At 63.3% G+C, this 21,036-nt stretch carries 21 protein-coding genes; 6 read left to right on the top strand and 15 right to left on the bottom strand.

Features of this window, described 5'->3' with window-relative positions; genetic code table 11:
• Nucleotides 1-42 precede the first annotated feature (42 nt).
• Nucleotides 43-2,766 (top strand): PAS domain S-box protein, encoded by a 2,724-nt coding sequence (locus N181_RS24260; protein ID WP_037397770.1) that lies wholly within the window; start codon nt 43-45, stop codon nt 2,764-2,766.
• Nucleotides 2,763-3,128 carry a response regulator gene (locus tag N181_RS24255; RefSeq protein WP_037397767.1) on the top strand — a complete coding sequence of 122 codons (366 nt, stop codon included), beginning with the start codon at nt 2,763-2,765 and terminating at the stop codon, nt 3,126-3,128. Before N181_RS24260 ends, N181_RS24255 begins: the two co-directional genes overlap by 4 nt.
• Nucleotides 3,129-3,150: 22 nt before the next feature.
• Here the strand turns inward: N181_RS24255 and N181_RS24250 are convergent, their stop codons facing one another.
• Genes N181_RS24250 through N181_RS24230 form a run of 5 tightly spaced genes read right to left on the bottom strand, consistent with a single transcriptional unit; the run spans nt 3,151 to nt 8,262 of the window.
• Nucleotides 3,151-3,888, bottom strand: coding sequence for an ABC transporter ATP-binding protein (locus N181_RS24250; RefSeq protein WP_037397764.1), 738 nt, complete (start codon nt 3,886-3,888; stop codon nt 3,151-3,153).
• Nucleotides 3,885-4,736 carry an ABC transporter ATP-binding protein gene (locus tag N181_RS24245; protein WP_037397761.1) on the bottom strand — a complete coding sequence of 284 codons (852 nt, stop codon included), beginning with the start codon at nt 4,734-4,736 and terminating at the stop codon, nt 3,885-3,887. Before N181_RS24245 ends, N181_RS24250 begins: the two co-directional genes overlap by 4 nt.
• Nucleotides 4,723-5,598, bottom strand: a complete 876-nt coding sequence (locus tag N181_RS24240; RefSeq protein ID WP_370009504.1) for an ABC transporter permease — start codon at nt 5,596-5,598, stop codon at nt 4,723-4,725. The genes N181_RS24245 and N181_RS24240 overlap by 14 nt, the downstream gene beginning before the upstream one ends.
• Nucleotides 5,599-5,624: 26 nt before the next feature.
• Nucleotides 5,625-6,653 (bottom strand): ABC transporter permease, encoded by a 1,029-nt coding sequence (locus tag N181_RS24235; RefSeq protein WP_037397755.1) that lies wholly within the window; start codon nt 6,651-6,653, stop codon nt 5,625-5,627.
• Between the two features lie 19 nt (nt 6,654-6,672).
• A complete protein-coding gene (locus N181_RS24230; protein WP_037435342.1) occupies nt 6,673-8,262 on the bottom strand; it encodes an ABC transporter substrate-binding protein in 1,590 nt (529 codons plus the stop codon).
• Nucleotides 8,263-8,401: 139 nt separating this feature from the next.
• On the opposite strand from N181_RS24230, the gene N181_RS24225 reads away from it, so the two are divergent.
• The 4 genes from N181_RS24225 to N181_RS24210 all read left to right on the top strand — a co-directional run bounded on the left by N181_RS24225 (nt 8,402) and on the right by N181_RS24210 (nt 11,311).
• Entirely contained in the window at nt 8,402-9,100 is a 699-nt protein-coding gene (locus N181_RS24225; protein ID WP_037397749.1) for a FadR/GntR family transcriptional regulator, read from the top strand.
• A gap of 73 nt (nt 9,101-9,173) precedes the next feature.
• On the top strand, nt 9,174-10,148 hold the full coding sequence (locus N181_RS24220) for a mannonate dehydratase (RefSeq protein ID WP_037435353.1): 975 nt from the start codon (nt 9,174-9,176) through the stop codon (nt 10,146-10,148).
• 136 nt (nt 10,149-10,284) lie between these two features.
• Entirely contained in the window at nt 10,285-10,980 is a 696-nt protein-coding gene (locus tag N181_RS24215) for a GntR family transcriptional regulator (RefSeq protein ID WP_037397746.1), read from the top strand.
• A gap of 139 nt (nt 10,981-11,119) precedes the next feature.
• Entirely contained in the window at nt 11,120-11,311 is a 192-nt protein-coding gene (locus N181_RS24210) for a hypothetical protein (protein ID WP_037435343.1), read from the top strand.
• Nucleotides 11,312-11,639: 328 nt separating this feature from the next.
• Here N181_RS24210 and N181_RS24205 read toward each other — a convergent pair whose 3' ends face one another.
• The 10 genes from N181_RS24205 to N181_RS24160 form a co-directional block, all read right to left on the bottom strand.
• A complete protein-coding gene (locus N181_RS24205) occupies nt 11,640-12,722 on the bottom strand; it encodes an ABC transporter ATP-binding protein (RefSeq protein WP_037435345.1) in 1,083 nt (360 codons plus the stop codon).
• Complete coding sequence (locus tag N181_RS24200) at nt 12,719-13,519, bottom strand: ABC transporter permease (protein ID WP_037397740.1); 801 nt, start codon at nt 13,517-13,519, stop codon at nt 12,719-12,721. The genes N181_RS24205 and N181_RS24200 overlap by 4 nt, the downstream gene beginning before the upstream one ends.
• Nucleotide 13,520: 1 nt before the next feature.
• A complete protein-coding gene (locus N181_RS24195) occupies nt 13,521-14,396 on the bottom strand; it encodes an ABC transporter permease (protein ID WP_037397738.1) in 876 nt (291 codons plus the stop codon).
• Between the two features lie 209 nt (nt 14,397-14,605).
• The gene (locus N181_RS24190) at nt 14,606-15,616 is read right to left on the bottom strand and encodes an ABC transporter substrate-binding protein (protein WP_037397735.1); all 1,011 of its coding nucleotides are present in this window, start codon (nt 15,614-15,616) and stop codon (nt 14,606-14,608) included.
• A 37-nt stretch (nt 15,617-15,653) separates the two neighbouring features.
• On the bottom strand, nt 15,654-15,968 hold the full coding sequence (locus N181_RS24185) for an NIPSNAP family protein (protein ID WP_037435347.1): 315 nt from the start codon (nt 15,966-15,968) through the stop codon (nt 15,654-15,656).
• Between the two features lie 5 nt (nt 15,969-15,973).
• Nucleotides 15,974-17,437, bottom strand: coding sequence for an aldehyde dehydrogenase (locus N181_RS24180; RefSeq protein ID WP_037435349.1), 1,464 nt, complete (start codon nt 17,435-17,437; stop codon nt 15,974-15,976).
• Nucleotides 17,438-17,442: 5 nt separating this feature from the next.
• Nucleotides 17,443-18,483: an LLM class flavin-dependent oxidoreductase gene (locus tag N181_RS24175; RefSeq protein ID WP_037435351.1), complete on the bottom strand. Its 1,041-nt coding sequence runs from the start codon at nt 18,481-18,483 to the stop codon at nt 17,443-17,445.
• A 3-nt stretch (nt 18,484-18,486) separates the two neighbouring features.
• Nucleotides 18,487-19,419, bottom strand: a complete 933-nt coding sequence (locus tag N181_RS24170) for a flavin reductase (RefSeq protein ID WP_037397727.1) — start codon at nt 19,417-19,419, stop codon at nt 18,487-18,489.
• Complete coding sequence (locus N181_RS24165; RefSeq protein WP_037397724.1) at nt 19,416-20,243, bottom strand: alpha/beta fold hydrolase; 828 nt, start codon at nt 20,241-20,243, stop codon at nt 19,416-19,418. Before N181_RS24165 ends, N181_RS24170 begins: the two co-directional genes overlap by 4 nt.
• 22 nt (nt 20,244-20,265) lie before the next feature.
• The gene (locus N181_RS24160; RefSeq protein ID WP_037397722.1) at nt 20,266-20,868 is read right to left on the bottom strand and encodes an amino acid synthesis family protein; all 603 of its coding nucleotides are present in this window, start codon (nt 20,866-20,868) and stop codon (nt 20,266-20,268) included.
• Nucleotides 20,869-21,036: the final 168 nt, after the last annotated feature.

Genomic DNA, 21,036 nt, shown 5'->3' with positions numbered 1-21,036 from the left:
TCAGCGGCGTTGTCCGGTGCTACGCGGCGTGCGGAGGGAACTATGTGCAGTGCGGAAACTCTGCCCAAATTTGTTTTGGGCGATCTTGGTGCCTTGGGGTCACCGGATTTTCGAGCGGCACTCGATGCACTGGCCTTTGCCGTCTACACGACCGATGCGGAGGGCTTCGTCACCTATTGCAACCCAGCCGCGGCCGATCTCGCCGGGCGTCAGCCGGAACTCGGCCAGGATCGCTGGTGCGTCAGCTGGAAGCTTCGCCGGCCCGATGGCTCGCCACTGCCGCACGACGAATGCCCGATGGCAATGGCGCTGAAAGGGCGACAGCCGATCAGGGGACAGGAACTGGTGGCGGTTCGACCGGACGGTTCGACGGCATTACTCCTCCCGCATCCGACACCGATCTTCGACGCGTCCGGCGAACTGACCGGCGCGGTCAATCTCCTCGTCGACATAAGCGACCACAAGAGCGCAGAGAAGGATTCCCGGTATCTTGCGGCAATTGTCGAATCCTCGGACGACGCCATCGTCACTAAGGATTTGAACGGCATCATAACAAGCTGGAACAAGGGCGCCGAGCGGCTCTTCGGATATGCGCACGACGAGGTCGTAGGCAAGTCGATCACCATTCTCATGCCGCCCGGCTATGAGAACGAGGAGCCCAATATCCTCAGACGCATCCGCAGCGGCGAGCGCATCGATCACTACCAGACGACACGCCGCCGCAAGGATGGCGCCCTGATCGAAATCTCGCTGACAGTTTCGCCGGTTCGCGATGCTACAGGACGTATCGTCGGCGCATCAAAGATCGCCCGCGACATCACCGAACAAAAGCGGGCCGGCGAGGCGCTGGCCGCCCGTTTGCGCGAACAGGCCGCACTCTATCGCCTGACCGAGAGACTCCATCGGGCCCAGGACGACTCGGAGGTTTACGAAGCCGCGCTCGATGCCATCCAGGGTGCGCTTGGATGCCACCGCGCCTCCATTCTGCTTTTCGAAAGCACCGCAACGATGCATTTCGTTGCCTGGCGCGGTCTTTCGTCACAATATCGGGGCGCGGTTGACGGGCATTCCCCCTGGACCGCCGAGGAACAAGATCCGGAGCCCATCTTCCTCCAGGACGTAGCACACGCCGAGGCCCTGGCTGCCCTCAGACCGATAATCGAAGCGGAAGGCATTGCTGCGCTCGGCTTCATTCCGCTCGTCGCCGACGGTAGGCTCATCGGCAAGTTCATGACCTACTACGACCGGCCGCATGTCTTCACCGACAACGAGATCGGTGTGGCATTGACGATCGCGAGGCAACTCGGCTTCAGCATTCAGCGCATGCGCGCCGAAGAGGCAAGGCGCGTTGCAGAGGAGCAATTGCGGCAAAACGAGGCGACAGAGAGGGCACGCGCGGCCGAGTTGATGGCCATCATGGAGGCCGTGCCGGCGTCGATCTGGATCGCGCGCACGCCGGATTGCCGGGTCATCAGCGGCAATCGAGCCGCCTATGAGCTTCTCCGGCAAGCACCGGATGGCAACTTGTCACTGTCGGCCCCGACCGGCGAGCGCCCCGACAACTTCCGCGTATTTGCCACGGGACGAATGCTGGCGCCTGAGGAGCTGCCGGTACAGCGCGCGGCTCGGGGCGAGGACGTGCAGAATTTCGAGGAGGAAATTCGCTTCGAAGATGGAACGTCGCGTCACGTCTTCGGGAATGCGACGCCGTTGCGCGATGCCGCCGGTGAAGTGATCGGCGCAGTGGCGGCATCGGTGGACATAACCGAGCGCAAGCTGGTGGAAGAAGCCCTGCGGGAGAGCGAACGCCGGCTGCAGATCGCGCTCGGTGCCGGACGGATGGGCGCCTGGGAATGGAACATCGGCACCGGCAAGGTGATATGGTCGCCGGGCCTCGAGGCGCTCCATGATATCGAGCCCGGAACGTTCGGAGGCACATTTGCCGATTTCAAACGGGACATACATCCCGACGATCTTCCGCTTGTCGAGCTGGAAATCGCCAGGGCGATGGAGACTCGCGAGGAGTATCACGTCGTCTACCGCATCAGGCTCCCGGACGGAAGCATTCGTTGGATGGAGACGTTCGGGCAGTTCTCGCCTCAGGGTGCCGCGAAGCCGGGCAAGCTGGCCGGCGTTTGCATGGACATCACAGAGCGCAAGGAAGCCGAGTCGCAGCGCAGCCTTCTCGTCGCCGAGCTCAGCCACCGCGTCAAAAATACACTTGCAATCGTAAGCTCCATTGCTCGCCAGTCTTTTTCGATCAACCCGGATTTCCATGAGGCGCATCGCACTTTCGATGCCCGCATCAGGGCCCTGGCGCAAACCCATACTCGTCTCGCCGAAGCAAGCTGGTCAGGCGTCTCGTTGGAAACCGTGCTGTTCGACGAATTGGCCCCCTATCATGACGACGCCAGGAACAACGTGACGCTCGCCGGCCCGCCGACAAAGCTGCCGCCGAAATACGCCCTGACGCTCGGCATGGCGGCGCACGAACTCGCCACCAACGCCGCGAAACACGGTGCGCTTTCGGTGAAGAGTGGCAGCGTCGATATCGAATGGTCAGCTCGGGGAACCGATCGGCTCCGGGTCCGCTGGAGTGAATCGGGCGGTCCGCCGGTCCTCGCCCCGAAACGCAACGGGTTCGGCCGCTTGCTGCTTGAACGCGTCCTGGCCTCCGACCTTGGCGGCGAAGTCCAACTCGAATTCGCGCCGCAGGGCTTGGTCTGCACGATCGATATCCCCTACCCTCGCGAACCTTCCCCATGACCGCCGCGCAGCCATGCCGGGTCTTCGTCGTCGAAGACGAATTTCTGGTGGCGCTGCAGATCGAGGACGATCTAATCGCGGCCGGATATTTGGTGGTCGGACCGTTCACCAGCCTCAGCACATCAATCGCGGCATCGCGCGCCGAGACATTCGACGTGGCGACGCTGGACCTCAATCTGCGAGGCGAGTTCGTCTACCCGCTCGTCGACGAGCTGCTCGAACGCCACGTGCCCGTCCTGCTGCTCACTGGCTATGCCGGGTCCGATCTGCCGGAGCGCTTTCGCTGCCTGCCGCGCCTCACCAAGCCGTTCGACGGCAGCGAGCTCATCAGCAGAATCAAAAGCATGGTTCCCGCCGTATGAACCCGCTGGTTACATGCTGACCTTAAAGGAAGCTCGCTTCGAAAAGCTCGCGCGCATAGCTGTGATGGGCGACGCCGCGCTGCAGGTCATCCTTCGTCAGTTCGTCTACGAATGTCCCGTCCTTCATCACAAGCACCCGATCGCACATATGGGCGACGACGGCGAGATCGTGGCTCACCAGCACGAATGTAAGGCTTCGCTCGTCGCGCTGGTCCGCCAAGAGGTTGAGAACCTCGGCCTGGATCGAAACGTCAAGCGCCGAGGTCGGCTCGTCCAGCAGCAGGATCGGCGGAGAGAGGATCAACGCCCGAGCGATCGCGACACGCTGCCGCTGGCCGCCCGAGAGCTCGTGCGGGAAGCGATTGGCGAAATCGGCAGGCAGGCCAACCTGTCGCAGGGCCCGCAGCACCTTCTGTCGATCGTCTGGATATCCCATCGCCCTCAAGGGCTCGGCGAGCGCCGTGCCGATGCGGTGGCGCGGATGGAGCGAACCGTAGGGGTCCTGGAACACCATCTGGGCAAGCTTGAGCTCCTCGCGCCGGCGGACCGTTCCGACCTCGCGCCCCTCGAACCAGATGCGCCCCGTCCAGCCGCGTTCCAGGCCGGCCAGCGAGCGCAGCAGCGTCGACTTGCCGCAACCGGACTCGCCGACGATGCCGAGCGTCTCGCCGCGCGCCACCGAAAGACTGACCTGCCGCACGACATGGTGGCGGCCTTGGCCGTGGCCGAACGCGACATCGAGATTCTCGACCCTGATCACGCTACTCTCTCCCCGATCCTGTCGAGCGCCTGGCGGTCCATGACGGCAAGCCGCCGCACCGGATGGCGCGCGTCCGGCATGGCCGCGATGAGGGCCCGCGTGTAGGGATGCTGCGCCTTGTCCAGGCCCGTCAGTTCCTCGACGATCCGGCCGCGATACATGACGATGATCCGGTCGCAGAAGCTTGCCACCATCCGGATGTCGTGACTGATGAGGATGAGGCCGGAATTGTTCTCGCGCACCAGCTCGTCGAGCAGCAGCAGAACGTCCTTGCGCACGCTGACGTCGAGCGCCGAGGTCGGCTCGTCGGCGATGACGAGCTTCGGCCGCGCGATCAGCATCATCGCGATCATCACGCGCTGGCCCATGCCGCCGGAGATCTGGTGCGGATATTGCCGCATCACCCGGTCCGGATCGTTGATCCGCACCCGGGCGAGCATGTCGCGCGCCGCCTTCAAGGCCTCCTTGCCCTTGAGACCGAGATGCAGCCGGGCCGACTCGGCGATCTGCTTGCCGATCGGCAGGACCGGGTTCAGCGAATAGCGCGGATCCTGCATGATCAGCGCCATTTCCTGCCCCCGCAGCCGGTTCATCTGCCGCTCGGTCTTGTCGAGGATCTCCTCGCCGCAGAAAGCCATCCTTGTGGCAGTCACGCCGGCCTTGGGCGGCAGCAGCCGCATGATCGCCCGGCCGGTCGTCGACTTGCCGGAGCCGGATTCGCCGACGATTCCGACGCGCTCGCGGCCGACGTCGAAGCTGACATCGGTGATGGCGGCAATTGCGTTCCGACCGAAACGAACATTCAGGTCGCGAATGGAGAGGATCGGCGAGGCGTCACGATCTTGCATGGCGTGGGTCCATGATGTCGCGGAGCGTATCTCCAACGATGTTGAAGGCGAGGCTGGTCAGCAGGATGGCAATGCCCGGCATTACCGCCACCCACCAGAAATCGAGCATGAACTTGCGGCCGCTCGAGATCATCGCCCCCCATTCCGGCGCCGGCGGCTGGGCGCCGAGGCCGAGGAAGCCGAGCGACGCCGCCGTCAGGATGATGCCGGCCATGTTGAGCGTGAGGCGCACGATGACGGAGGGGACGCACATCGGGGCGATGTAGAGGAAGAGTATCCGAAGCGGGCTTGCTCCATAGAGCCGGGCGGCGGCGACATAGTCCGCATTGCGGACCACCAGGGCCTCGGCGCGCGCGAGACGGGCGATCGGCGGCCAGGCGGTCAGCGAAATCGCAATGATCGCCGTCGAAAGGCTGGCGCCGAGCGCCGCCGCGAAGGCAAGCGCCAGGATCAGCGACGGGAAGGACAGCACGATGTCCGTGGCGCGCATGAGGATCGCGTCGGTCCGCCCGCCGAAGAAGCCGGAGACGATGCCGATCGCGAGCCCGATCGGGCCGACGATGATCGAAACGAAGAATATCGTCTGGATGGTGATGCGCGAGCCATAGAGGAGGCGGCTGAAGATGTCGCGCCCGAATTCGTCGGTCCCTGCGAGATGCGCGAGGCTCGGCGGCTGCAGCGCATTTGAGAGAGACTGGGCGGTTGGATCGTATGGGGCGATGAGCGGCGCAAAGGCGGCCACCACCAGGAGCAGTCCGATGATCGCGAAGCCGGCAAGGCCGAGCGGTTCCTCGGCGAGCTTGCCGAAGGCGCGGCGGACGGCCGAACCGATGCGCGCCATGAGCCCCGGCGACTGCAGCATTTCGGCATCGGTCTGGATCGCGTCACTCATCGGGCCACCTCCCGGGTCCGCGGATCAAGAACCGCATAGGCGATGTCCGCAATGAAGTTGAGCAGCATGAAGACGAAGCCGACGATGATGGTTGCCGCGAGCACGGCATTCATGTCGCCGATCATCAGGGCATTCGTCATGTATTGGCCGATCCCCGGCCAGGAAAAGACGATTTCGGTCACCACCGCGCCCTCGAGCAGATTGCCGTAGGAAATCGCCAGCACCGTGATGAGCTGCACGGCAATGTTCGGCAGGACGTGATGGGCAACCGTTCGGACCGGCCCCGCGCCCTTCGCTCGCGCCGCGATCACATAGTCCTGGCTGAGCTGCTCCAGAGTGAAGCTGCGCGTCATGCGGGTGATATAGGCCATGGCCATGTAGGCAAGGATGGCGGCCGGCAGGATGACGTGCGAAAGCGCATTCCAGAAAATCTCGGTCTCACCGACCAGAAGGCTGTCGATGAGAAGCATGCCCGTCACTGGCTCAACCATGCCTTCGTAGAAGACATCGATCCGGCCCGGTCCGCCGACCCAGTTGAGCGTCGCATAGAAGATCACCAGCCCGACGATGCCGAACCAGAAGACCGGGATGGAGTGGCCGACCAGCGCCACGACGCGGGCGAACTTGTCGATGAAGCTGTCCCGGAACAGCGCAGCGGCGAGCCCCAGGGGGATGCCGACGACGGCAGAGATGATGACCGCCAGCGTCGCCAGCTCGAAAGTTGCCGGAAAGGCCTGCAGCATGTCGCTGGCGACCGAATTGCCGGTGAGGATTGCCTGGCCGAAGTCCCCGTGAAAGAGGCCTTTCAGATAGATGAAGAATTGCTGGTAGAGCGGCAGGTCGAGGCCAAGCCGCGTTCGCATCGCCTCGTAGGCGGCCGGATCCGCCAGCTCGCCGACGATCGCGCCGACCGGATCGGACGGCAGGACACGGCCGATGACGAAGGTGACGCAGAGCAGGATGAACAGACTGACGATCAGGTGCAGCACGCGCCGCGTCAGCTCGCTTGCGGTAAGTTCCTTCATGGCCCGTGCCCCGACGCTCTTAATCGGACGTCTTGGTGACGCCTTCGAGGCGTGTCAGCTGGTTCGGGTGGCCGACATAGTCCTTCACCCGCGAACTGACGACGATCGGCTCGAAGCGCTCGAAGAGCGGCAGCACGGCCGGCTTCAGCGCCACGAACTTTTCCTGCATCTCGACATAGAGTTCGCCGCGCTTCTTCGCGTCCGGCTCGAGCGAGGCCTTGGCTGTCAGCGCCGTCAGTTCCGGAATGTCCCACGCCGAGCGCCAGACGAAGTTGCCGGCATTGTTGGCCTCCTTCGAATTGTCCGGGTTACTGGAGAACTGCTCCATCGCACCGAGCACGTTCGGCATGTAGGCGCCGGTCTGGGGCATGAGCAGGTCGAAATTGCGGGCCCGGTGATCGGCGATGATGTCAGAGCCGTTGCCCTGCTGGATGTCGACCTTGATCCCGACCTGGCCGAGCGAGCCCTGGATGGCGGTCGCGAGGTCGATGCGCGGCGTTTGCGCGATCGTCTTCAGCGTCAGCGAAAACCCGTCCGGATAGCCCGCCTCTGCCAGCAGCGCCTTGGCCTTCGCCGCATCGAAATGCCAGTCCGGATTGGCAATGGCATATTCGTAGTCTTCAGGCACAGGCACGTTGCGGACGCGGCCATAGGGACCCATGATCGTCTGTTCTATGCCCTTGTAGTCGATGCTGTAGGCGATCGCTTCGCGCACCTTCGGATTGGCGAGGTATTGGTTGCCGGCATTCATCGACAGAACGTAGAACCCGCCGGTCGGCACCCGCTGCACCTCGAAACCTTGCTGACCCTCGAAGGTCTTCAGGTCCGCGGCGCTCAGCGCGCTGGCGACGTCGATGTCGCCGCGCTCGAGCATGAGGCGCTCCACCTGGCTTTCCGGCACGTGCCGCACGATGACGCGACGCATATGGGGCGCGCCGCCGACGTAATCTCCGTTCGCCTCGAGGATGACCATCTCATTGGGCGTCCAGCGCTTCAGCGTGAAGGGGCCGGAGCCGGCGGAATTGGTGCGCAGCCAGGCATTGCCGTAGTCGTTGTTTTCGACGTGCTTGTTGACCTCGACGCTGTCGACGATGCTCGCGACGTTCATCGCCAGCCGGTAGAGCAGCAGTTCCGGCGTGGTCTCGCCGGAGAGTTCGATGCGCACTGTCTTCGGGTCCACCGCTCTGACGAGCTTGTCGACATTGTCGGCCTTGTAGCCGATGCGCTTGAAATTGGCGGCCGATGCCTGATCCAACTTGAGCAACCGCCCGAGCGAATAGACGACATCATCGGCGGTGACGGGGTTGCCGGAGGCGAACGTCGCTTCGCGCAGATGGAAGGTGATGCCCTTGTCGTCGATCTCCCAGCTCTCGGCGAGCTGCGGCTGGATCTTGCGGTTTTCCGTCTTCACCAGCCGGTCGTAAAGATTCGACATGATCTCGATGGCCTTCGCCTCGGTGGCCTGCTGCGGATCGAGCGACAGGACCTGGGCGAGCGAGGTACCGATGACCAATTGGTCCTCGGGAGTGGCAGCGTTGACGGTCGGGGCAGCGAAGTTCAGGACGATTGCCGCGGCCCCGGCGATGAGCCCCTTCGAAAAATGCTTCATTGAAACTCCTCCCTGATCTATTATACAAGACGTATTATGTCGTCCGTATGTCGTATTATGAATTAGCGGCATTCGACGACATTGGCAAGGGCTTTCCGGCGACAGCGCCAAAAAGCAGGGCAGCGATGATGAGGCGACGATGACGGGCGGAAGGCAAAGACTGGCGCAACAGGTGATCGACGAGCTGCGCCGGCAGATCGACGTGGGCAAGTTGAAGGAAGGCGACCAACTGCCGACGGAGCCGCAATTGGAGGCGAGCTTCGGTGTGAGCCGGACCGTGGTGCGCGAGGCGATCGCCGATCTGCGCGCCGCCGGCTACGTCCGCCCCATCCAGGGCAAGGGCGTCTTTGTCAGCGACCCTCAGGCAAGCCAGCGCTTCAGTCTGACGCCCGTGGAGATAAGAACCATCCCCGAAACCCTGGAACTCCTTGAATTCCGGCTGGCAACCGAGTGCGAGGCCGCGGCGATTGCCGCCTATCGCAGGACCGCCGAGCAGGAAGCGGTGATCGCCGCCGCCAACAAGAAAATGGCGCAGCTCATCGAGGAGGGCAAGCCAACTGTCGAGGCCGATTTCGAATTTCATATGGCGATCGCGGCGGCCACCAACAACCGCTTCTACCTGGACGTCATGCGTCAGTTCGGGCCGCGCGCCATTCCCCGCAGCCAGTTCACGACTCTGCCCGAGGCCGCCGACAAGGCCTATCTGCTCGGCGTCCACGAAGAGCATGTCGAGATCCTGACGGCCATTGCCGACCAGGATCCCGAGCGCGCCCGGCAAGCGATGCGCAAGCATATCCTCGCCAGCCAGCGTCGCTATCGACGACTCGCCGAGCAATAATCCGCTCGACAGCCTGAGAAAATTCATATTATGTCATATGACATTGTCGAATTCGCAGGGAAGGAGCCTCGCCGTGTATGTAGGAACGCAGGTCGCAGCGCGCGACGACGAGGATTACCGGGTTTACGCCCAGCTCGGTGTCAGGAACATCTCAGCAGATCCGCCGGGTGATCCGGCAAGCTGGACGTTCGAGGATCTGGAACGGCATCGCGACCATGTCGAAAGCTTCGGGCTGGTGCTCGACATGATCCAGCTACCCCTACCCTCAAAGCCGATCGAGAAAGCTTCCTATACGGACATCCTGCTTGCCGGACCGGAGCGCGATCGCCAGATCGACGCCGTCTGCCGCATGATCGAGAACTGCGCCCGGGCCGGCATTCCTTCGGCCAAGTACAATCTGAACCTGATCGGCATCCCCCGCAGCGACATGGAACGTGGCCGTGGCGGCTCGATGAACGAAGCCTTCCGCTGGGAGAGGATGGACCAGCACGCTGCGCCGGGACTGGCCGGCGTGCTGCCGGAAGACGAGAACTGGGAGCGCATCGACTATTTCCTGGAGCGGGTCGTGCCGGTTGCGACGAGCAACCGTGTGCGCCTCGCCTGCCATCCGCACGATCCCTACACGCCGCCCGGCTACCGCGGCGTGACCCGCGTCCTCGGCACGGTGGACGGCCTCAAGAAATTCGTGCAGATGCACGAGAGCCCCTATCATGGTCTGAACTTCTGCCAGGGCTCGATCGGTGAGATGCTGGAAAATCCGCACGAGGAGATCGACGAGATCATCCGCTGGTTCGGCACGCGCGGCAAGATCTTCAACCTGCACTTCCGCAACATCAGCGGCGGCAAGCTTTCCTTCATGGAGACCTTCCCCGACGAGGGCGACATGGACATGGTGCGCTCGCTGAAGATCTATCACGAGGTCGGATACCAATATATGGTGATGCCCGATCACGTCCCGACGATCAGCGGCCGCGACCCGACCGGCGTCGCCTTCGCCTTTTGCTACGGCTACATCACTGCCCTCATCGAGTCGCTTTCCGCCAGCTGACGCTCCTATCTTGCTGACAGAAGCCTTCCTTGCTGATATTATGGTATCCCATAATATGCGGCCGCTGTGTTGTCGCGAGTAAATGCCGCCACATTGCGCATCAGCCACGTTCGTGTTGGCGGAAAGGGAGCGTCCCATGAGCGTGTCTGACCAGCCGATGCGGGTACTTCGTCCGGAGAAGACGCTTCGCGAGCTTGCCCTGGAAAAAATGCGCGACGCCATCGTCAACATGCATTTCAGGGCCGGCGAACGGCTTGTCGAGCGCGACCTGTGCGATCAGCTCGGCGTAAGCCGGACGATCGTCCGCGAAGTGCTGCGCCATCTCGAATCCGAAGGGCTTGTCGCCATCCAGCCGAACCGCGGCCCGATCGTCGCCGAGACGACCCCGGAAGAGGCCCGGCAGATCTACGAGATCCGGGGCGTGCTAGAAGGCATCGCCGCGAAGGCCTGCGCCGCACAAAAAGACCCGCGCGTGGTGGCCGAGCTCGAGCGCATCCTTGGGGGCATCCGTGCCTCCTATGCCGCCAACGAGCTGCCTGCGGTCCTCAGCGCCACGACGGATTTTTACCGGACGCTTTTCGAGAATTCCGGACGCCATGTCGCCTGGGGCATTGTCAATTCGATTACGGCAAGGATCAATCATCTGCGGTCCATGACGATCAAGACACCCGACCGCGACAAGCAGGGGCCGGCTCAGATGCAGAAGATCATCGACGCAATCAAAGCCGGCGACGGCCAGGCTGCCTATGAGGCGGCGAATGTGCATGTCAAGAATGCGGCGACAATCGCCGAGGCGCTCCTGGCGGAGCAGCAAGGTCCGAGATCGGGATAACAGGCAGGATCTCCGGGCCGGGCTCAGGCCGGAAAACATGGTGAATTCTATGCCCGCAGGGATGCCAGCTTCTCGCGAGAAGGCGAAGAGCTGGCGGAAGGGGTAAGGAAGGCCCAGCTCGCTTCAGGCGAAATTAACCATGATTGACATCGGCGAAAATTCTTGGCCGCCGCCGCCCCGCTTTGCTTGGGGGATGGATAAGGCAGGCATCGCATTCATGGCGCTGGTACTCGTCCTCATCTCTCTCGTGATGAGCATCCTTGCTGTCGACCGAACAGAGGTCGAGGCCCCGCCGAACAGGGCGGCACTGGTTCCCACCAACTACCGGTGAGACATCGTTCGAGCTGGAACAACGAGGTCTCCGGGTGAGTTGCTAAGCATTGCAACGATCCCGGGAAACCTTCATGCGTCTCGTCCTGTTCGCTATAATCGCCTCGATTATCAGCATACTCGCTTTCAAATATGCTGATAATTCTCTGGGGAATGCACCTGTCGCGGCCACCGCGGAAGAACTGTCCGAAGACTAAAGCGAAGCAGGGCGTTACCGGTACTGAGAGAACAAACCTATTTCTGCTGCTGCGACTCCGCCCTTATGGCGGAGATGCCTGGCAGGACAGAAGAGGTCGTCTTATCACCCGCTTTCCGAAATTTCCGTCGCTTCAGCAAAAGACGTGCGCCGACGCCGGGTCGAAGCCGAGCCAGACCCTGTCGCCGCGGTTGAGGCTGGAAATCGCCTCATGGCCGAAGGGAAGGCGGACCGCCAGCGCATCGCCCTTGGCGGTCTGTGTCGCGACATGGATGTTGTTGCCGAGAAAGGTGATGTCGCTGACCGTGACGGGAACCGCGGTTGAACCGCCCGGAGCCGATCTAGTCAGCCGCAAGCGCTCCGGCCGCAGCATCAGCGCCGCCTTACCTCCGACAACCGGCTTGCCGTGCAACGGAACGTTCGGGATAACCGTCGTGCCGGCGAGCGCGATATCCGCCCTGCCATTTGCCGCCGTCACCAGATCGCAGGGCAGGAAATCGCTGTCACCGATGAATTCGGCGACGAAGCGGGTCGCCGGATTGGCATAGAGTTCCGGCCCCGTGCCGATCTGGTCGATCACCCCCTTCGAAAAAACGGCGATCCGGTCGGAGAGGCGCAATGCTTCCTCCTGGTCATGCGTGACATAGAGGATCGTTACCTCCGTCTGCTGGTGGATGCGGCGGATCTCGTGCTGGATCTCCTCTCTGAGCTTCTTGTCGAGGGCCGAAAGCGGCTCGTCCATGAGGAGCAGCGGCGGGTCGTAGGCGAGCGCCCGCGCCAGCGCGACGCGCTGCTGCTGGCCGCCGGACATCTGCGCCGGCTTGCGGTCCTCGAAGCCTTCGAGCCGCACGAGCTTCAGCATGTCGCGCACCTTGGCGTCGATCTCGGCCTTCGGAAGCCGCCTGACCTTCAGCGGGAAGGCGATGTTCTCGCCGACGGAGAGATGCGGGAACAGCGTATAGCGCTGGAACACCATGCCGATATTGCGCTTGTGGGACGGCGTCGACAGCAACGACTGGCCGTTCAGCACGATGTCGCCGCGGGTCGGGTCCTCGAAGCCGGCGAGAATATAAAGCGTCGTGCTCTTTCCCGAGCCGGAGGGGCCTAGAAAGGTCAGGAACTCCCCCTGTGCCACGTCGAGATTGACGTCGTGAACGGCGGTGACCGGCCCGTATTCCTTGCGGATGCCGCGAATTTGCAGGAAGGGTTTGCTCATGATTTCAATCCTTTGCGAACGACGGCGACGAGCACCATCAAAAGCACGGTCAGCAGGATGAGAAGGGTCGAGGCGGCGGCAACGACCGGCGTCAGATCCTGCCGCAACGTCGCCCAAACCTTGACGGGAAGCGTCTGCAGCGTCGGGCTCGCCATGAAGATCGCAACGACGACTTCGTCCCATGAGGTGAGAAACGAGAAGATCGCCGCCGAGAAGATGCCGTGGCTGATCGCCGGTAGCGTGACGCGGATCTTCGCCTCGAACGGCGAGGCGCCGCACAGCACGGCGGCGTCCTCGATCGATTTGTCGAAGCCCTCGAGCGCGCTGGTGATCGACAGGATCGAAAAGGGCAGTGCCAGCACCAGATGGGAAAGGACGAAGCCGGTCAGCGTTCCGTTGAGACCGATCTGCAGGAAGAAGGCGTAGAGGGCCACGGCGAGGACGACGACGGGCAGGATCATCGGCGTCAGGAACAGGGCTTTCAGCGCCTCGCGGAAGATGAAGCGCCCGCGCGTCAGCCCGAAGGAGGTAACGAGACCGAGAAGAACCGACAGAACCGTGACGATGATCGCGATGCGGAAGCTCGTCCAGGCGGACTCCAGCCAGCGCGGGTCGGCGAGAAGCTCCTGATACCATTTGAGCGTCCAGCCGGGCGGCGGAAAGATCAGCCATTGCGACGAGCCGAAGGAGAGCGCCGCGATGAACAGGATGGGCAGGAGCAGGAAAGCAGCAGTCAGCACCGTGATGCCGATCAGAACCAGCTTCCACCAGCCGAGACGGTCGAAATTCAGGAGCATGTCAGCGTCCTCCCATCCGGTCGGTGCCGAAGAAGCGAAGCTGCACCGCATAGAGCGCCAGGGTGACGACCAGCAGCACCAGGGCCGCGGCGCCGCCCATGCCCCAATTGACGAGAGACTGGACGAATTGCGCGATGAGTTCGGCAAGCATCATGTTCGCCGTGCCGCCGAGGAGCGCCGGCGTGACGAAGTAGCCGAGCGACATCACGAAGACCATCAGCGCGCCGGCCGCCATGCCGGGCATGGCCAGCGGCAGGAGCACACGCACGAGCGATTGCCAGCGGTTGGCGCCGCAGAGCGCTGCCGCCTGCAGGATGGCCGGGTCGATCTTCCGGATGACGCCATAGAGCGGCAGGATGATGAAGGGCAGCATGATGTAGGTCATGCCGATCGTCACGCCGGTCAAATTGTTGACGAGCGGCAGCGGCTTGTCGATGAGACCCAGCCCGATCAGGACCTTGTTGATGACGCCGGTGCGCTGCAACAGCACCATCCAGGCATAGGTGCGCGCCAACAGGTTGGTCCACATCGACAGGAGCAGGATGGCGAAGACCACCGAGGCGAACCGGCTCGGCATCACCGCCAGCGCCCAGGCCACGGGAAAGCCGATGAGCAGCGACACGAAGGTGACCAGGCCGGACACCAGGAAGGTGTTGGCGAAAATCCTGAGATAGGTGGAGGAGCCCAGCAGTTCGGCATAGTTTCCGAAGCCCGGCACAGGCTCCGAAACGCTGCGCGCCAGAAGGATGGCGACCGGCACGACGAAGAACAGGACCAGCAGGCCGAGCGCCGGCAAGGTCAGGTCGAAGTCGGTGAGCGTCAGGCGGCCTGCGGGGATCTTCGATCCTGCCGCCTTCGCGTCGGTGCGCGACAACATGGCTGTCTCTCCCATAAAGGGCGCCAGAAAGCACCCGCTACAGCGCCGTGCGTCGCATCAGACGCACAAAGGATGCTGTAGCACTTTGAATTGCTGCATGTTTTTGTGCTCAAATCGGCTAGGATTTAAGGAAACATGCGTAGGACGCCACCGGCGCCCTCAGGCCGGAATGGCGGGAAGGGCCTGACGCACTTCCCGCCCTCCCCTCTTTACTTCGCCTGCCAGGCGTACCAGCGCTCACCGATTGCATCGCGGTTTTCCGCCCAGTAGGTCATGTCGGCGTTCACCTGGCTCGCCGTCTGCGCGTCCGGCAGGGTCTTCGCCAGTTCCGCGTCCATCAGCTTCGGGGAATCGAGGTTGATGGGGGCGTAGCCGGTCGCCTTGGCGAGATCGGCTTGCGGCTGGGCAGAGGTGGCGAGCGCAATGAACTGCATCGCTGCCTCCTTGTTCTTCGCTCCTTTCGGCACGACCAGCGAGTCGGCGGCGGTGATGTTCTGCTCCCAGGAGGTCTCGACATTGATGCCGCTCTGCGCGAGCGCCGTCATGCGGCCGTTCCAGACGCTGCCGAAGGGCGCCTCGGCGGAGGCGAGGAGCTGCTGCGACTGCGCGCCGCCCGACCACCAGATGATATCCGGCTTGATCGTGTCGAGCTTCTTGAAGGCGCGGTCGAGATCGAGCGGATAGAGCTTGTCGGCCGGCACGCCGTCGGCGAGCAGCGCCGCCTCGATGACACCCGGCGCCGACCACTTGTAGAAGGCGCGCTTGCCGGGGAACTTTTCCGTATCGAAGAGGTCCGCCCAGCTCTTCGGGCAGGCATCGACCGCATCCTTGTTGCAACCGATCACGAAGGAATAATAGAAGCTGCCGACCGAATAGTCGGTGACGAAGCGCGGATCGAGCTTCGACTTGTCAATGACCGAGAAATCCAGCTTCTCGAGCAGGCCGTTCTTGCCGGCCTGGGCGGCATAATCGCCCTCGACATCGACGACGTCCCAGGTGACGGCAGCCGCTTCGACCATGGCCTTCAGCTTGCCGTAGTCGGTCGGCCCGTCCTGGAGGACGTTGATGCCGGTCTTTTCGGTGAACTTCTCGGCCCAGGAGATCTTCTGGGCGTCCTGCGTCGTGCCTCCCCAGCTCGAAAAGACAAGATCCGCGGCCGTGGCCGGCATGGCTGTTGCAATCGTCGCGGCCGTGGCCGCCAATGCGAGTATCTTCCTCATGTTCCCTTGCTCCGTGGTCCGGTTTTGCTTGGTTGTTCTATGACGCGCTGCCGCCTGTCGGCGAAAAGCGCGCCGGCTTCATGATCTTGTTCTCCGCGACTTCTATGAGGTCGCGTATCTTGGGGAGGAAAGCCCGCCAGTCCGGGTCTTCCATGAGTGCGGCCCGGCGCCTTTCGCGATCGTCGAGGCTCACGTAGGCCCAGATGTGGACGATCTCGTTGATCGGCCCGATCTCGGAGAAGAAATAGGCGACGAGTCCGCCGAGATGCTTCTTCTGGATGGCGATGCCCTCTTCCTCGACCACCTTCAGGTAGGCGGGGATGGCTCGATAGGTACGGATCTCGTAAAACATCGCCGTCACCGCATCACGAAGGGATCGGGGATCGGGTCGTCCGACGTCCGGAGCCACACCGTCTTCGTCCGCGTATAATCGAGGGCTGCCGCCATGCCGCCCTCGCGGCCGTGGCCCGAAAGCCCGAAACCGCCGAAGGGCGCGATCGGCGAAACCGCCCTGTAGGTGTTGACCCAGACGATACCGGCGCGGATCCCCTTCATCAGACGGTGCGCGCGGGTCAGATCGCGGGTGAACAGACCGGCCGCGAGGCCGTAGCGGGTGTTGTTGGCAAGCGCGAGCGCCTGCGCTTCCGTCTCAAAGGAAAGCACCGACAGGACAGGCCCGAAAAATTCCTCCTCGAGCGAGGGCGAGGCGCTGCCGTCGCAATCGAGAATTGTCGGCCGGTAGTAGTAGCCGGCGCCTTCGGCCGCGCTGCCGCCCGTGACCAGTCTGGCGCCGGCGGCAAGCGAGTGTCCGACCAGCACCTCGATATGGTCGCGCTGACGCCGCGTCGCGAGCGGCCCGACTTCCGTCGCCATGTCGAGAGGGCTGCCGATGCGGATCGCCTCGGCCTTTGCCTTTAGGATGTCCAGGAAGCGGTCCTTGACGCTTTTCTCGACGATCAGCCGCGAGCCGGCGACGCAGCTCTGGCCGGTCGCGGCAAAGATGCCGGCGACCTGCGCATTCGCCGCACTCTCGAGATCGGCGTCGGCAAAGACGATGAAGGGCGATTTGCCGCCGAGTTCGAGCGAGGTCGAGGCGAGGTTCTCCGCCGAGTTGCGCACCACATGGCGCGCCGTCTCCGGCCCTCCGGTAAAGGCGATGTGATCCACCTTGGGATGACGGCTGAGCGCCGCACCACAGGAGGGGCCGAAGCCGGTGATGATGTTGACGACGCCGGCCGGGAAGCCCGCCTCATGGATGAGCCGGGCAAATTCGAGGAGCGGCGCCGGCCCGTCTTCCGAGGCCTTCACCACCATGGTGCAGCCGGCCGCCAGCGCCGGGCCGATCTTCACCGCAGAGAGGAACAGCTGGCTGTTCCAAGGCACGACCATGGCGACGACGCCAATCGGTTCGCGGCGCAGCCACACCTCCATGTCCGGCTTGTCGATCGGTAGGTAGGACCCCTCGATCTTGTCGGCGATCCCGGCGTAATAGCGATAGTACTCCGCGACATAGGCGATCTGCGTCGAGGTCTCGCGGATGATCTTGCCGGTGTCCCGCGTCTCCAGTTCGGCAAGTTTCAGGGCGTTCTCGGCGACAAGATCGGCCAGTCTGTAGAGAAGCTTGCCGCGCTGCGTCGCTGTCAGCTTCGCCCACGGCCCCGCATAGAGCGCACGGTGTGCGGCCTCGACGGCGCGATCGACATCGGCTTCCCGCGCCTCCGGCATCTCCGCCCAGGCGGCACCCGTCGCCGGGTCGATGCTTTCGAACCGGGCTTCGCCATCTGCAAATTCGCCATCGATGTAACACTGGAAGCGCTGCATGTGCCCTACTCCGCAAGTGCCGGCATGACCTCGGCAATGAAGCGCTCGAGCGAGGCCTTCTTGCGCTCGAAGCTCATGCCCGTATCGATCCAGAAGGAATATTCGTCGTAGCCCATCGCCTCGTAGACCTTCAGGCGGGCGATCACCTGATCGGCAGTTCCGACGGCGAGGTTCTTGCGCATCACCTCCGGTGCGACGATGGCATTCTCCGCCATCTCCGCTTCGGTGATGGTTTCGATGAGGCCCTGTCGGATCGGCCTTGCGTTTTTGAACCAGGCGAAGAAGTAGTTGTAGTAGACGCTCAGTTCCCTGGCCGCCTGCTCGAGATCGCCTTCGTCGGTGCCGACATAGGCGTGTTGGAGCAGCATGATCTTCGGGCGCCTGATCTCCGGGTTGTTGGCGCAGGCCGCTTCGAAGCGCTCCATCAGGCTGGCGATCTCGCCGTCGCCGTTCCAGAGCGGCGTGACCTGCACGTTGCAGCCGTTGGCGACCGCGAATTCATGGCTGTTGGGGTCGCGTGCCGCCACCCAGATCGGCGGATGCGGCTCCTGCACAGGCTTCGGCGCCGAGGTCGTCGACGGAAAGGTCCAGAATTCGCTCTCATGTGCGTAGTCGCCCTGCCACAGCCCCTTGATGGCGGGGATGAGCTCGCGCATCCGCTGGCCGGCGCCCCAGGCGTCGAGGCCGGGGGCGAGCCGCTCATATTCGAAGCTGTAGGCGCCACGGGCGATGCCGATGTCGAGCCTACCGCCAGTGATGATGTCGGTCATCGCCGCCTCGCCAGCGAGCTTGATCGGGTGCCAGAACGGCGCGATCACCGTGCCGGTGCCGAGCCGGACATTTTTCGTGCAGCGGGCGAGATCGGCAAGGCTCAGGAACGGATTGGGCGCGATGGTGAAGCTCATGCCGTGATGCTCGCCGGTCCAGATCGCATGCATGCCGCCCTTGTCGGCGATCTCGCAGAGCGCAATGAACTCGCGATACAGGCTCTCGTCCGTTTGTCCGGGATTGAGCCGCTCGAGATGCACGAAAAGCGAGAATTTCATGGGTCAGGCCTTTCTGGCATAGGGGTGAACCTTGCCCTGTTTCTCATCGCCGACGTAGACGCCGAAGTTGCCAAGGGCGCTCTCGGCGGCAAAGCGCTTCAAGAGATCGGCGGTGGCGGAATTGTCCATTTTGTCGAGCGGCAGCTCCGTAAGCGGAATGAAGCGCCCGTCCTGGCTGTCGCCGGGCTCGGCGGCGGCGCGATAGACGATGTGCTGGTGCCCGGTCGTCTTGTTGTCATAGACCGAATAGAGGAACCCGACCTCGATCCCCAATCCTGTCGTCGCCGTCAGATACTCCTGCAACGCCGCCAGTGCCTCACCGCCCTTGAGGACCATTTGCGGCAGGCGCCAGCGGCCGTCCGACTCGGGGATCAGCAGGACCGCCCCGTCGCGCTCGACGACTGCGGCGATCAGCGGGGCGCCCTCTGCGGCGGCGGCGACCGCCTTGCCGGACAGGCCCGGCGTGATGTAGCTGCCGCGCGCGAAGCCGAGGCCGGCCATGGCGCCGTTCTCGAAAGCCTCGACACGGCCGATCAGGATGGCGTGGTCGCCAGCGTCGACAATCTCGTTCAGCGAACAATCGAACCACGCACTGACGCCGGCCAGGATCGGCGCGCCATGCGGACCGCTCTTCCACTCGACCGCCGCGAACCGATCCTCCACCGGCTTGGCGAAGGTGTTGGAGACGGTCATCTGCTTGTCGGAGAGGACGTTGACGGCAAAGCCCTTGGCCGAGGTCATCGTTGCGAAATTGCGTGAGGTCTTGGCGATGCAGACCAGCAGCAGCGGCGGGTCGATCGAAACCGATGCGAACGAGTTCGCGGTAAAGCCGATCGGGTTTCCGGACGCATCATTCGCCGTGACCACCGTCACACCGGTCATGAATGACCCGAAGGCGTCGCGCAGCGCGCGTGGATCCAAAGAAGCTGTTGTCATGACCTCTCCCCTTCCCTTGAGAGCCACTCCGCGAGAATCGCATTGACCGCATCCGGCGCCGTCAGGTTAACCATGTGGCGGTGCCCTTCGATGATATGGGCCTGCCCACTCGGTGCCGCGACGGCCATGGCAAGCGCCATTCCCGGCGTCGAGTTCGGATCCTCCGAGCCGGTCAGGAACAGAGCCGGGCAATACACCTCGGGCCAACGCGCCGCGTAGACGTCGTCGCCATGCGCAAAGGCATTATAGGCCGTTGCATAGCCTTCGGGATCGACGGCCTGCAGCCAGCGTCGCGTCAGGCTAAGGAGCTGCGCGGTTTCGCTGCCTTCGCCAAACCAGCGCTTCAGCGGGCCATCGACATCAACGGTGCCCTTGCCGATCGTCCGGGCCCGAGCGATAACCGCTGCCTTCGCATCAGGATCGCGCCGATAGACACCATTGAGAAGCGCCACGCGGCGGATGCGTGCACCAAGTGTCGCCGCCGCGCCGCCGGCGATCAGTGCGCCCATCGAATGGCCAGCGAGGCTGACTCCATCCAGCGCCAGATCGTCAAGAAAAACGCCCAGCCAGGCGACGAAATCTTCGAGTTGTGCGCCCGGCTCCAGCCTGTCGCTCTCGCCGTGGCCCGGCATGTCGACGGCGATGACGCGGCAGTGGGCGGACAGGGCGGCGACCTGCGGCGCCCAGGCTTCGAGCCGCATGCCGACCCCGTGGATGAGGACAAGCGGCTCGCCCTGGCCGGTCTCGACATAGGCGGCGCCGTGCGCCGTTCGCACTCGCCTGGCGCCAAAGCCATTCAATTCGGTTCGCTCATCCTGAAACATCGTCGTGGCCCGAACTGCGGCGTCAAACGCCGGCCGGGTTGGCTACGTCTTGCCCGAGATCCTTCAGATCCTGGTAGCGGTCGCCAATGCGATGATGCGGACGCCCGCCCACCGAAGCGCCGAGCGCAACGACGATCTCATTTGCCGCCGGCGCATCCGGCACGGAGGTCTGGATGGTCAGATAATGCGAGCGCCGCCCTTCGTCGTTCTTGTCCATCAGCGGGATCATCAAGGGCGCATTCGCGGGCCCACGGGTGTTGCAGAAGGCGAGGTAGGACTTGGCGCCGACGGCCTGCCGATAATGGTTGCCGAAGCGCAGCGTATGGATCAGCGCCGATGCGTGCTCGACCTCACCGTCGAGACCGACGATTGCCGATTTGCCGTAAGCCTCGACCGCCTCGCCCGAGCCGACCGCTTCGATGATCATCTTCGTCAGTAACTCGCCAAGAACCGGCGCAGCGGCGTGAATTTCCGGCTTGAGGTTCTCGACATAGCCGGCGCCCGCCCAGGGGTTCTTCACGACGGCGATGGCGGAATAGAGCTTCAGCGGAACCGGGGTAGTCTTTCCGCCTTCGATCAGCGTCGTCTCCACCTGCAGCAGCGTCTTACGGATTTCGATGGGCATCGCCGTCTCCTCAAACTCTATTACATAGTATGGTATGCCATAATACCGGCAAGTCAAGCGACGTTTTTCAAGACGCAGAAAGGCGAGGAAATTCAGCGGCATGAAATGAAAAACCCCGCTCGGGGCCCGAGCGGGGTTTGTCGATTGACGGTATTTTTTTGGCTTCAG

The organism is Sinorhizobium fredii USDA 205, assembly GCF_001461695.1.
GTDB classification, from domain to species: domain Bacteria; phylum Pseudomonadota; class Alphaproteobacteria; order Rhizobiales; family Rhizobiaceae; genus Sinorhizobium; species Sinorhizobium fredii.
The sequence above is the reverse complement of the archived record's forward strand: the minus strand, read 5'-3'. Positions and strand labels throughout refer to the sequence as shown.

What these genes read in the sequence shown, in the direction of transcription:
- N181_RS24165 (WP_037397724.1), bottom strand. Translation starts at nt 20,243, where the DNA reads ATGTTTCAGGATGAGCGAACCGAATTGAATGGCTTTGGCGCCAGGCGA.
- N181_RS24160 (WP_037397722.1), bottom strand. Translation starts at nt 20,868, where the DNA reads ATGCCCATCGAAATCCGTAAGACGCTGCTGCAGGTGGAGACGACGCTG.
- N181_RS24255 (WP_037397767.1), top strand. Translation starts at nt 2,763, where the DNA reads ATGACCGCCGCGCAGCCATGCCGGGTCTTCGTCGTCGAAGACGAATTT.
- N181_RS24190 (WP_037397735.1), bottom strand. Translation starts at nt 15,616, where the DNA reads ATGAGGAAGATACTCGCATTGGCGGCCACGGCCGCGACGATTGCAACA.
- N181_RS24205 (WP_037435345.1), bottom strand. Translation starts at nt 12,722, where the DNA reads ATGAGCAAACCCTTCCTGCAAATTCGCGGCATCCGCAAGGAATACGGG.
- N181_RS24240 (WP_370009504.1), bottom strand. Translation starts at nt 5,598, where the DNA reads ATGCTGCAGTCGCCGGGGCTCATGGCGCGCATCGGTTCGGCCGTCCGC.
- N181_RS24260 (WP_037397770.1), top strand. Translation starts at nt 43, where the DNA reads ATGTGCAGTGCGGAAACTCTGCCCAAATTTGTTTTGGGCGATCTTGGT.
- N181_RS24245 (WP_037397761.1), bottom strand. Translation starts at nt 4,736, where the DNA reads ATGCAAGATCGTGACGCCTCGCCGATCCTCTCCATTCGCGACCTGAAT.
- N181_RS24195 (WP_037397738.1), bottom strand. Translation starts at nt 14,396, where the DNA reads ATGTTGTCGCGCACCGACGCGAAGGCGGCAGGATCGAAGATCCCCGCA.
- N181_RS24180 (WP_037435349.1), bottom strand. Translation starts at nt 17,437, where the DNA reads ATGCAGCGCTTCCAGTGTTACATCGATGGCGAATTTGCAGATGGCGAA.
- N181_RS24210 (WP_037435343.1), top strand. Translation starts at nt 11,120, where the DNA reads ATGATTGACATCGGCGAAAATTCTTGGCCGCCGCCGCCCCGCTTTGCT.
- N181_RS24225 (WP_037397749.1), top strand. Translation starts at nt 8,402, where the DNA reads ATGACGGGCGGAAGGCAAAGACTGGCGCAACAGGTGATCGACGAGCTG.
- N181_RS24230 (WP_037435342.1), bottom strand. Translation starts at nt 8,262, where the DNA reads ATGAAGCATTTTTCGAAGGGGCTCATCGCCGGGGCCGCGGCAATCGTC.
- N181_RS24215 (WP_037397746.1), top strand. Translation starts at nt 10,285, where the DNA reads ATGAGCGTGTCTGACCAGCCGATGCGGGTACTTCGTCCGGAGAAGACG.
- N181_RS24185 (WP_037435347.1), bottom strand. Translation starts at nt 15,968, where the DNA reads ATGTTTTACGAGATCCGTACCTATCGAGCCATCCCCGCCTACCTGAAG.
- N181_RS24200 (WP_037397740.1), bottom strand. Translation starts at nt 13,519, where the DNA reads ATGCTCCTGAATTTCGACCGTCTCGGCTGGTGGAAGCTGGTTCTGATC.
- N181_RS24170 (WP_037397727.1), bottom strand. Translation starts at nt 19,419, where the DNA reads ATGACAACAGCTTCTTTGGATCCACGCGCGCTGCGCGACGCCTTCGGG.
- N181_RS24175 (WP_037435351.1), bottom strand. Translation starts at nt 18,483, where the DNA reads ATGAAATTCTCGCTTTTCGTGCATCTCGAGCGGCTCAATCCCGGACAA.
- N181_RS24235 (WP_037397755.1), bottom strand. Translation starts at nt 6,653, where the DNA reads ATGAAGGAACTTACCGCAAGCGAGCTGACGCGGCGCGTGCTGCACCTG.